Genomic DNA, 11,035 nt, shown 5'->3' on the forward strand with positions numbered 1-11,035 from the left:
AGCTGCCCCACGGCGCCGCCCGCCGAGCCCGCCGGGGTCCGCGCGAGGTGCGCCGCGGTGGCGGCCACCGCGTGCGAGCCGGTGTCGGTGCCGTCCCGGGTCACCGCGGCCAGCGCCGCGGCCAGGGCGGGGTGGTCGGGCTCCCCGCCCGACGGCGTCACGGTGTCTCCGCCGTCGGGGCCGTCCCCGCCGTCGAGGTGCAGTGCGCCGGCGTCGACCAGGTCGCGCACCAGCGCGACGGGCAGGACCCGCCCGTCGAACCGGTCACCGATCCGGCCGGTCGAGCGGTCGAGCCCCAGCAGGAGCAGTTCCTCGGCCAGCAGCAGGGTCCGCACGGGCGAGGACGTTAGTGCCGGCGCGACACCTCGGCGTCACCGGGACGCACACTGCCCGACGTCTGCGACAGCCCGTCCGGGGCGGCAGCTAACCTCCGGCCATGTCGGAGAACACCACCCCGCTGAAGCTGTCGGTCATCGGGTGCGGCTACCTCGGAGCCGTGCACGCGGCCTCGATGGCGGAGCTGGGCCACGAGGTCGTCGGTATCGAGGTCGACGTCGCGAAGGCGGAGTCGCTGGCCGCGGGCCGGGTCCCGTTCTTCGAGCCGGGCTTCGAGGAGCTGCTGCGCCGGTCGCTGGACTCGGGGCGGCTGTCGTTCTCCTCGGACATGGCCGACGCCCGGGGCGCCGCGGTGCACTTCGTGTGTGTCGGCACCCCGCAGCGTCGTGGCGAGTACGCCGCGGACCTGACCTACGTCGAGGCGGCGACGGCGTCGCTCATCGAGGTGCTGGGGCCCGGCGAGCTGGTCGTCGGCAAGTCCACGGTGCCGGTGGGCACGGCCGCCCGGCTGGCCGAACAGGTCGCCGCCCGCGTGCCGGGCGCCGCGCTGGCATGGAACCCCGAGTTCCTGCGCGAGGGCTACGCGGTGCAGGACACCCTGCACCCGGACCGGCTCGTCTACGGCGTCCCGTCGCTGTCCGGCGCGGACCCCGCGGTGGACGCGGAGAAGGTCCTGGACACCGTCTACGCGCGGATCGTCGCCGACGGCACGCCGAAGGTCGTCACCGACTACGCCACCGCGGAGATGGTCAAGACCGCCGCGAACTCCTTCCTCGCCACCAAGATCTCCTTCATCAACGCGATGGCCGAGCTGTGCGAGGCCACCGGCGCCGACGTGAAGCAGCTCGCCGACGCGATCGGCCACGACGACCGGATCGGCCGCAAGTTCCTCAACGCCGGGCTCGGCTTCGGCGGCGGCTGCCTGCCCAAGGACATCCGGGCGTTCATGGCCCGCGCCGGCGAGCTGGGCGCCGACCAGGCGCTGACGTTCCTGCGCGAGGTCGACAACATCAACATGCGGCGCCGGATCCGGATGGTGGAGCTCGCCCGCCAGGTGTGCGACGACTCCCTGCTCGGCAAGCGGATCGCGGTGCTGGGCGCGGCGTTCAAGCCCGACTCCGACGACATCCGCGACTCCCCGGCGCTGAACGTGGCCGCGCAGCTGCAGCTGCAGGGCGCGAACGTCCGGGTGACCGACCCGCAGGCGCTGCCCAACGTGCGGCGGCACTGGTCGCAGCTGGACTGCGTCGACACCCCGGAGGAGGCCGCCGAGGGCGCCGACGCCGTCCTGCTGCTGACCGAGTGGAAGCAGTACCGCGAGCTCGACCCGGGCTCGTTCGGGAAGGTCGTGAAGACCCGCCGGGTGCTCGACGGCCGCAACGCCCTGGACCGCGAGGCGTGGGAGTCCGCGGGCTGGACCTACCGCGCGCTGGGCAGGCGCAACGTCTGAGGCCGGCCCGCCGCGCGGGCTCCGGGGCCCGCCGTGCGGTAGAACGCAGGCGTGACCTCGCACCCCGTCCTCGCCGGATCGGACCGCGCGGCGTTCGGCTCGCTGCAGCGCGCCTCCACGCCCCGCGCCGAGCGCTACCGCATCGGCAAGGGGCTGCGGAAGGTCGCGCCCCGGTCCGGGCTCGCCGAGTGGTCCGCGCAGCTGCGCCGGGCCGACCCGGTCGACGTCGTCGAGGCGCAGAACGCCGGGCGTGTGCACGAGCTCGTCCCGCTGCGGATCCAGCGGATGACCGCATCCCCGCACGCGTTCCTGCGCGGCGCCGCCGCCCTGCACGCCGCGGACTTCGCGGTGCTGCCCGAGACCGGCGTGCACCCCGTCATCTGCGGCGACGCCCACTTGGGCAACTTCGGCTTCTACGCCTCGCCCGAGCGCGACCTGGTCTTCGACCTCAACGACTTCGACGAGGCCCACCCCGGCGCCTGGGAGTGGGACCTGCGACGCCTGGTGTCCTCCACCTGGGTCGCCGGCCGGGACTCCGGCGCGACCGAGGAGCAGTGCGGCGAGGCCGCCACCCGCTGCGTGACCTCCTACGCCGAGCACCTGCGCCACCTCGCCGACGAGCCGCTGCTCGCCCGCTCGTTCGACATCATGGACATCGACACCCTGCGCTCGGACGCCGACCACAAGACCTCGCGCCGGGTCATCGACAAGGCCGCCGAACGGGCGCGCCGGCGCACCAGCGACCGCGCGCTGCCCCGGTTCGTGGCCGAGGAGGGCGGGGCGCGGCGGATCGTCACCGAGCCGCCGCTGATCACCCACCCCGACGACGAGCACACCGCGCGCATCCTGGCCGCCCTCGACGGGTACCTCGCGACGCTGCCGCCGCACTGGAGCCGGATCCTCGGCGGGTACCACGCCGTCGACGTCGCCCACAAGGTCGTCGGGGTCGGCTCGGTCGGGCTGCGCGCCTACCTCGTGCTCTGCGAGGGCTCCAGCCCCGACGACGTGCTGTTCCTGCAGCTCAAGCAGGCGCGCCGGTCGGTCGTCGCGCCGTTCGTGCACGGCGGCGAGGCCTGGCACGCCCACCAGGGCCAGCGGGTCGTGGAGTACCAACAGGCCCTGCAGACCGTCTCCGACCCGCTCCTGGGCTGGACGACGATCAACGGCCGCCAGTACTACGTCCGCCAGTTCCGTGACATGAAGGGCGCGATCGTCCCCGACACCCTCGACGCCCCCGCGCTGGCCGACTACGCCGACGTCTGCGGCAGGCTGCTCGCCAAGGGGCACGCTCGCACCTCGGGGGCGTCGATGATCGCCGGCTACCTGGGGAAGGGCGGCAAGGTGGCCGCGGCGCTCGCGACGTTCGCCAGGGCCTATGCCGACCAGACCGAAGCCGATCATGACGCGCTGGTCCGTGCGGTGCGGTCCGGGCGGCTGTCGGATCGGACACCTGAGCAGGTGCCGGGCACGGCGATCGGCTAGGTTCTGGCCCCGTGACCGTCGTCGAAACCCTGCTGGTCTTCGTGGTCGCGCCGGCTGTCCTGTACTTCGCGATCTGGGGCTGGATCGCGGTGCGGAACCGGAGCAACCGCCCCCGCTACAACGCGGGTGACCCCTGGCCGTACGAGCCGCTGTTCTGGATCGCCGAGCCGTCCGCCGCGGGGCACCACGCCGCGCACGCCGGACACGGCGACACCGCCCCGTCCGAGGGCGGCGACACCCGAGGAGGTACCGGTGGCAAGTGGTGACCTCGCCGTCTTCACCGGCAACGAGGAGGACCTGCCCGAGGGGTCGGTCGTCACGAACTCCGGTCGCCTGTCGGTGGCCGAGAACTTCGTCGAGCCGTCCGCGGCCGCGCACCCGTTCACCCCGGTGCAGCTGACCCGCCTGGACGAGGCCCTGTACCTGGCCAGCCGCGAGACCGGCCTGCGGTTCGCGCTGTACCTGGGCGACCTGGGTGCCGACGCGCGGGCCACCGCGGTCGACCTGCACGGGCGCGTCGACGACCACGAGGACGCGGTGCTCGTCGCCGTGAGCCCCGAGCAGCGCCTGCTGGAGATCGTGACCGGCGCCGAGGCGAAGGTCCGCCTCCCTGACCGCGGCGCCAAGCTCGCTCTCATGAGCATGGTCGCGTCCTTCAAGGAGGGCGATCTGTTCGGTGGAATCCTGTCCGGACTGAGGATGCTGGCGGACCAGGCCGGCAGTCGCCCCTGAGCTCGGGTTTCCCATCCGGTGGACACCCGGGAGGACACCCGGTCGCGTCCGTGGACAGTGCGGCGCCCGCGTGTCCGTCACTCGCGGGCCACCACGATCGGCGCAACGGCTCTAAGGTGTCCCCCATGGTGCCCAGCGGGAGGACCGAGTTGTGAGCGGCCCCACCGGCAGCCCGATCCTGATCGTCGACGACCACGAGCTGGTCGGGTCCGCTCTCGCCCTCAACCTGCGCGCCGAGGGCGAGGACGCGACCTTCCAGCCGGTCCGCTCCGCCGCCGCGGTGCTGGAGCACGCCCGGCGCGTCACGCCCGGGCTCATCGTGCTCGACCTCGACCTGGGGCGTGACCCGGAGGGCAACCGCATCGACGGGGTCCGGCTCGTCGGCCCCCTCTGCGAGGCGGGCTGGCGGGTGGTGGTGCTGTCCGGCAGCTCCGACGCAGGCCGGGTCGGCGCCGCCCTGGACGCGGGCGGGTTCGTGTTCGTCCCCAAGAACGCGCCGTTCCCGGCGCTGCTCAGCGCCATCCGCGAGGCCCACGCCGGGCGCTCGATCATGCCGCCGGGCCGCCGCGAGCAGTTCATCCGGCTGCACCGCGACCGGGAGCACGAGCGTCGCGACCTGCACGAGAAGCTGGGCAGGCTCACCCAGCGCGAGCGCGAGGTCCTCGCCCTCCTGGCGGGTGGCAAGCGTGCGCAGTCGGTGGCCGACCATTTCGTCGTCTCGCTGGCGACGGTCCGGACGCAGATCCGCGCGGTGCTGACCAAGCTGGAGGTCGGCTCCCAGCTGGAGGCCGTCGCGCTCTACCGCAAGGCCGCCGGGATCTGACCCGTTCGGCCCACAACGCCGCCACCGAACGTCACCGAGAATGACGAGTCCTATCATCGCAATCTCATCAGTCCGGCGACATCTTGGAGCGGAGGGGACGTGGCGTCCGGTTTCCTCGGTGCGCTCCTGGGCCCGCAGCGGCGGGCCCGGTTCCTGGCCGGACACCTGACCGACGTGCTCGTCGTCGGGGTCCTGGCCGTCCTCGTGGTGGCGGTGAGCCGCCCCGCGGTGGTCGACGGACGGATCGACCTGTCCGACGCGACAGCGGTGCTCACCCTCGTGGCGGCCGCGGTCGGCTCGGCGGCGGCGATCGTCGCGCTGGTGACGGGGCGGCTGTCCGGAGACCCCCGTCCGTCGTGGTTCGGGGCCGCCCTCCTGCTCTACGGCGTCGTGCTCCTCCCGCTGTCCGCACTGGTCCTGCCGCAGTACCCGGCGGGCACCCCGCGGCTGGCCGTGCTGACCATGTTCGTGATCAGCCTGTGCATCCTGGTCGCCGCGCTGCGGCCGCCACCGGCCCTCGGGGCCTGGGGCGGCTGGGCGCTGGCCGCGGTCGCCCTCGTCATCGGCGGGGTCGTCGCATCGCAGGCGGAGAGCCCGTTCACCCGGATGGTGGCGACCTCGCCCCTCTACTCGATCGTGGTGCAGAGCGGCTGGGCGCTGGTCGCGGTGCTATTCCTGCTCGACGGCTACCGGCGTCCGAGCCGGATCCGGGCCCGGATGGGGCTCGGCCTGCTGATCGTCGCGGTGTCGCAGCTGTACCGGGCGATCGTGCCCGGCCAGGAACCGACGGACGGCCTGGTCTACCCGTCGCTGCGGGTGCTCGGGATGGCCGTCGTGCTCGCGGCGCTGCTGTCCATGGCACTGCGCACGGTGACCCGGATGCAGGACGACTACGACCGGCTCCAGGACACCCTCGGCGAGGCGTCGGCGCTGCTCGAACGGGCCACCGGGGAGACCGCCGAGCGCGACCACGAGCTCCGCAACGGCCTGGCGGGACTGGCCGGGGCCGCGCAGCTGCTGACGTCCAGCCCCGGTGACGACCCCCAGGTCGCCCGGATGCGGGAGGCGGTGCTCGCCGAGCTGAACCGGCTCCGCCAGATGCTGGAGACCCCGGTCATCGTCGAGGACACGGTGGCCGGCCCGATGGTCGACGGGCGCGACGCCGCCCTGCTCGACTACGGTCCGGCCTACGCCCCGGTCACCCCGTCGCCGGGTGCGGGCCCCGGCGGCGAGCACGACGTCGGGGAGGCCCTGCGCACCCTGGTGGACCTGCGCGACGGCCGCTGCATCACCCTCGACACCCAGGACGACCTGCCCCCCGTCGCCGCGCCCGAGTCGCTCACCCGCCAGGTCGTGACGAACCTGCTGGCCAACTGCGACCGGCACGCGCCCCGGACCCCGGTGGTGGTGCGGGCCCGCCTCGCCGACGAGCCGGGTCTGGTCGCCGTCGAGGTCCGCGACCACGGCCCCGGCCTGCCCGACGGGCAGGAGCAGCTCGAGATCGCCCGCGGGCGGCACGACGAGGCCGCCGGCGGCTCCGGGCTCGGGCTGCACATCAGCGCCCAGCTCGCTCGGGAGCACGGCGGCACCCTGGTGCTCCGTACGGTGGACGCGCCCCGCGGCTGTCTTGCCGTACTCACACTTCCGGTGGCCCGCTGATCGGGTGGCGGGGTGTCCACGACCTGCCGTTCCGTCCACGGCAGGTCTTTTCGTCGCCGCGAGCCATTCCCAGGCGTCCCACCCGATCTCATACTGGTGACGCAACGGCACGGTGCGATGACGCGATGGTCGTCCGCGCTGCCGTTCGCCGGCACGAAGGAGGTCACCATGGCGCACGAGAACGACGGCACCGACCGCAGGACCCCCGCCACCCCCACGGCCGCGGTCCTGACACCGCCGACGGGCCTGGAGCCCGTCCCGGCGCTGCCCCGGCCGCGCACACCGTCCGAGCCGCGGACCCCGGCCGGTCCGCCCGCGCCCGGCGTCCCGCAGGTGGGACTGTGCACCTGCGGTCACCCGGAGGACCTGCACGACCACTACCGCCCGGGCACCGACTGCGGCAGCTGCGGACCGCGTGTCTGCGCGGGCTTCCGCCCGGCCGACGAACCGGCGTCGACGAACCCGCTGCGGCGGTGGCTGCGCCGCCGCTGACCACAGCCCGACACACGAACGACGGCGCCCCGGGAGCCCGTGCTCCCGGGGCGCCGTCGTTCGTGGGTCAGGGCTGCTGGACCGCGGTGGTCCGCTCCGGGTCAGGGGTGGCCTGACCGTCGAACTCACGGGCGGCCAGCGCGCGCACGATCCCGGCGCGCCCCTCGGACACGAGCCGGCGCAGCGACGCCGGCTTGGACTCGTCGGCGAGCCAGGCGTCCGCCGCCGCGACGGTCGGCTCCGCGACCGCCCAGGACGGGAACAGTCCGACGACGACGTTCTGCGCCAGCTCCGAGGTCCGGCGCGCCCACACGCCGTCGATCTCGTCGAAGTAGCGCTGGACGTAGCCGTCGAGCAGCCCGGGGCTCACCGTGGACAGTGCGGGGTGGGAGAACCCGGAGATCGCCGACTCGGTGATCGCGTTCGGCAGGGAGTCGTCGTGCACGGCGCGCTGCCACGCCCGCTCCTTGGCCTCCGCGGTCGGGATCAGCGCGCGGGCCCGCTCGGCCTGCCGCGCCCCGGTGGAGGTGGCGTCACGATCGGCCTCCTCGGCGATCTCGGTCTCCCCGGCCTTCCCGTGCGCGACGAGCGCGTGCAGCAGCCGCCAGCGCAGGTCGGCGTCGACGGTCAGCCCGTTCGGGACGTCGACGTCGAGCAGCCAGCCCTTCATCCGGTCCAGGGTGTTCTCCGGCAGCACCGAGGCGGTCAGCGCGTTGACCACGGCCAGCTGGACGTCCGATCCGGGCGGGGCGGTGTCCAGGCGGAACCGCAGCGCGTCGGTCAGCAGCGGCCAGCCGCGGCCCCGCGCCCACTCCGGGGTGCAGTACGACGCCGTCGCGGTCTGGGCCTGCAGCAGCAGCCGCGCCGCGACGCCGATCTCGGACTCGGTGTCGAACCCGCCGGCGACCAGGGTGACGAAGTCACGGGCCTTCAGCTCGGCCTCACGGGTCATCTCCCACGCCGAGGACCAGCACAGCGTGCGCGGCAGCGACTCGGCGATGTCGCCGATCCGGTCCACCAGGGTCGCGAGCGAGCCCGGGTCCAGGCGCAGCGCGCAGTAGGTGAGGTCGTCGTCGTTGACCAGGACGAGCTTGCCGCGGGACAGCCCGACCAGCTCCGGGACGGCCGTGCGCTCGCCGGAGATGTCGAGCTCGACGCGGTGGGTGCGGACGAGCTTGCCGGTCTCCGGGTCGTCGTCGTAGACGCCGACGGCGATCCGGTGCGTGCGCAGCTCACCGGCACCCGGCCGGGCGCCGCCCTGCACGACGTCGAACGAGGTGAACGTCCCGGCCTCGTCGACCCGGAACGACGGGCGCAGCAGGTTCAGGCCGGTGGTGCGCAGCCACTGCGCGCCCCAGTCCGACAGGTCCCGGCCGGACGCCTTCTCCAGCGAGCCCAGCAGGTCGTCGAAGGTGGCGTTGCCCCAGGCGTGGGCGGCGAAGTAGTCGCGCAGCCCGGCCAGGAACGGCTCCAGACCGACGTAGGCGACGAGCTGCTTGAGGACCGACGCGCCCTTGGCGTAGGTGATGCCGTCGAAGTTGACCTCGACCGCCTGCAGGTCCGGGATGTCCGCGGCGATCGGGTGCGTCGAGGGCAGCTGGTCCTGCCGGTAGGCCCAGGACTTCTCGAGGTTCGCGAACGTCGTCCAGGCGCCCGTGTACTCGGTCGCCTCGGCCTGGCACAGCACCGACGCCCACGTCGCGAACGACTCGTTGAGCCACAGGTCGTCCCACCAGCGCATGGTCACGAGGTCGCCGAACCACATGTGCGCCATCTCGTGCAGGATCGTCTCGGCGCGCCGCTCGTAGAGCGTGCGGGTCACCCGCGACCGGAAGACGTAGTCCTCCAGGAACGTGATCGCGCCGGCGTTCTCCATCGCACCCGCGTTGAACTCGGGCACGAACAGCTGGTCGTACTTGCCGAACGGGTAGGTCACCCCGAAGTTGCGGTGGTAGAAGTCGAAGCCCTGGCGGGTCTCGGTGAAGATCCGCTCGTGGTCCATGTGCGGGGCCAGCGAGGCGCGGCAGAAGATTCCCAGCGGGATCTCGGCGTGCTCGTCGCGATAGGTGTCGTGCCAGCTCGCATACGGCCCGGCGATCAGCGCGACCAGGTAGGTCGAGAGGATCTCGGTCCGCTCGAAGCGGTGCACCCCGCCCTCGACCGTCGCCGGGGCGTTGGAGATGACCTTCCAGTCCTCCGGTGCGGTCACGGTGAGGGTGTAGCGGGCCTTGAGGTCGGGCTGGTCGAAGCAGGGGAACAGCCGCTTGCAGTCGGCCGTCTCGAACTGCGAGTAGAGGTAGACGGCCTGGTCGACGGGGTCGACGAAGCGGTGCAGGCCCTCACCGGTGTTGGTGTAGAGCCCGGTCGCGACGATCGTCAGCTCGTTCTCCGCGGCGAGACCGGGCAGCGCGAGGCCGTCCTCCTCGGTCCACACGGCGGCGTCGAGTTCGGTGCCGTTCAGCGTCGCCGAGGTGATGCCGTCGCCGACCCACTCGATCCACGTGCTCCCGCCGGGCTCGGCGGCGGTGAAGCGCACCGTGGTCGTCACCGCGAACGTCCGCTCGGAGGGGGCTCCGGCGCCGTCGGTCAGGTCGATCGTGACGTCGTAGGTGGAGACGTCGAGCAGCGCCGCGCGCTCCTCGGCCTGGGCACGGGTGAGGTTGGGCGGGGTCACGTCGTTCGGGGTCCTCTCGGGGGAGTGGTGTCGTCGGCATCCAATCACGCTGCCCGGGGCGCGGCCCGTGGAATCCGCGGCCGGTGCCCGGCGTTGCGCCGGGTATGACGACTCCTGCTGCCGACGGCCGTGCCCGCATCGACATCTGGTTCGACCCGCTGTGCCCCTGGGCGTGGCTGACCTCCCGCTGGGTGCTGGAGGTGGAGAAGGTGCGCGACGTCGACGTCACCTGGCACGTCATGAGCCTGTCCGTGCTGAACGAGGGCCGTGAGCTGCCCGAGCAGTACGTCGAGCTCATGTCGAAGGGCTGGGGCCCGGTGCGCGTGTGCATCGCCGCCGCCGAGCTGAAGGGCCCGGAGATCCTGGCGCCGCTCTACACCGCGCTCGGCGAGCGCATCCACAACCAGGGCAACAAGGACTTCGACGACGTCATCGCGGGCGCGCTGAAGGAGCTCGGCCTGCCGGAGTCGCTGGCCGAGGCCGCGCACTCCACCGAGTACGACGAGAAGCTGCGCGCCAGCCACCACGAGGGCATGGACCCGGTGGGCCTGGACGTCGGTACCCCGACCATCCACGTCGACGGCGTGGCGTTCTTCGGGCCGGTCATCTCCCGGGTCCCGAAGGGCGAGGACGCCGGCCGCCTGTTCGACGGCGCCCGGCTGCTGGCCGAGAACCCGCACTTCTTCGAGCTCAAGCGCACCCGCACCGAGGACCCGTCCTTCGACTACTGAGCCGGTGACGGCGTGATCGCCGCGATCGAGGGGTCCGGTGCCGGATGGGGCACCGGACCCCCCACCCGTGACGATCACCCGGCGGTGCCGCTCGCGATCGCGAACGGGATCGCCCGTTCGGCCGTGGCGGGCGCCGTGGGGGCGCACAGTGCCCGGCCGTGGACACCTGGTTCTCGCGGCGGACGACGTCGGTGCTCGGAGCGGTGGCGCTGGTCGCCGGGACGCTCGTGGGCGGGCAGCTCGCGGTCGGCGCAGTGCTGGACCGGGGCGCGCTCGCCGACGCGGTGCCCCGGACGTCGCTGAGCCCGTACTCCGACGGCGCGTTCACCGTGCGGGCCGCGGCGGTGGACAGCCGGGTCGACATCGCCGGGGCCGAGGACGGGTCCTACGTGCTCGGCCACACCCCGGCGGGCAGCGACGTGGTCCTCGACCTCGACCTGCTCTCCGGCGACACCGCGCGCCCGTGGTGGGTCCAGCCCGCGACCGGGACGACGCTGGAGCTGGCCCGGCTCGCGAGCTCGGGGATCGCCCGGTTCCCGGCCCCGCAGGGCCCGGACGGGAGCCTCGACTGGGTCCTGGTCGTCGACGACGTCGCCGCCGGGTACGGCGCGCCCGACGCCGACGCCGTCGCACGGGCGGTGGGGGAGCGGGTGCGG

The 11,035-nt window shown here is 73.4% G+C and carries 11 protein-coding genes; 9 read left to right on the forward strand and 2 right to left on the reverse strand.

Annotated features, from left to right (window positions below; translation table 11 throughout):
- The coding region (locus NH602_RS22040; protein WP_253068795.1) for a GPP34 family phosphoprotein at positions 1-335 on the reverse strand (335 nt) is incomplete at its 3' end.
- 101 nt (positions 336-436) lie between these two features.
- Here NH602_RS22040 and NH602_RS22045 point away from each other — a divergent pair.
- From NH602_RS22045 to NH602_RS22075, 7 genes are all read left to right on the forward strand, one after another.
- A complete protein-coding gene (locus NH602_RS22045) occupies positions 437-1,786 on the forward strand; it encodes a UDP-glucose/GDP-mannose dehydrogenase family protein (RefSeq protein WP_253068796.1) in 1,350 nt (449 codons plus the stop codon).
- A 51-nt stretch (positions 1,787-1,837) separates the two neighbouring features.
- Positions 1,838-3,268 carry a DUF2252 family protein gene (locus NH602_RS22050; RefSeq protein ID WP_253068797.1) on the forward strand — a complete coding sequence of 477 codons (1,431 nt, stop codon included), beginning with the start codon at positions 1,838-1,840 and terminating at the stop codon, positions 3,266-3,268.
- Between the two features lie 11 nt (positions 3,269-3,279).
- On the forward strand, positions 3,280-3,534 hold the full coding sequence (locus NH602_RS22055) for a hypothetical protein (RefSeq protein WP_062397046.1): 255 nt from the start codon (positions 3,280-3,282) through the stop codon (positions 3,532-3,534).
- The gene (locus NH602_RS22060; RefSeq protein ID WP_073575554.1) at positions 3,521-4,000 is read left to right on the forward strand and encodes a DUF5130 family protein; all 480 of its coding nucleotides are present in this window, start codon (positions 3,521-3,523) and stop codon (positions 3,998-4,000) included. The genes NH602_RS22055 and NH602_RS22060 overlap by 14 nt, the downstream gene beginning before the upstream one ends.
- 151 nt (positions 4,001-4,151) lie before the next feature.
- On the forward strand, positions 4,152-4,823 hold the full coding sequence (locus tag NH602_RS22065) for a response regulator transcription factor (protein ID WP_100878505.1): 672 nt from the start codon (positions 4,152-4,154) through the stop codon (positions 4,821-4,823).
- Between the two features lie 99 nt (positions 4,824-4,922).
- The gene (locus NH602_RS32015) at positions 4,923-6,482 is read left to right on the forward strand and encodes a sensor histidine kinase KdpD (RefSeq protein WP_253068798.1); all 1,560 of its coding nucleotides are present in this window, start codon (positions 4,923-4,925) and stop codon (positions 6,480-6,482) included.
- A 117-nt stretch (positions 6,483-6,599) separates the two neighbouring features.
- Positions 6,600-6,974, forward strand: a complete 375-nt coding sequence (locus tag NH602_RS22075; protein ID WP_253068799.1) for a hypothetical protein — start codon at positions 6,600-6,602, stop codon at positions 6,972-6,974.
- Positions 6,975-7,041: 67 nt separating this feature from the next.
- On the opposite strand, the gene pepN is transcribed toward NH602_RS22075, so the two are convergent.
- Positions 7,042-9,648, reverse strand: coding sequence for an aminopeptidase N (pepN, locus tag NH602_RS22080; RefSeq protein WP_179762027.1), 2,607 nt, complete (start codon positions 9,646-9,648; stop codon positions 7,042-7,044).
- 104 nt (positions 9,649-9,752) lie between these two features.
- On the opposite strand from pepN, the gene NH602_RS22085 reads away from it, so the two are divergent.
- Positions 9,753-10,379 carry a DsbA family protein gene (locus tag NH602_RS22085; RefSeq protein WP_073575559.1) on the forward strand — a complete coding sequence of 209 codons (627 nt, stop codon included), beginning with the start codon at positions 9,753-9,755 and terminating at the stop codon, positions 10,377-10,379.
- A 158-nt stretch (positions 10,380-10,537) separates the two neighbouring features.
- Positions 10,538-11,035 (forward strand): putative collagen-binding domain-containing protein (locus tag NH602_RS22090; protein WP_253068800.1); only part of this gene is annotated, 498 nt, incomplete at its 3' end.

The sequence above is a fragment of the Pseudonocardia sp. McavD-2-B genome (assembly GCF_024124365.1).
GTDB lineage: Bacteria > Actinomycetota > Actinomycetes > Mycobacteriales > Pseudonocardiaceae > Pseudonocardia > Pseudonocardia alni.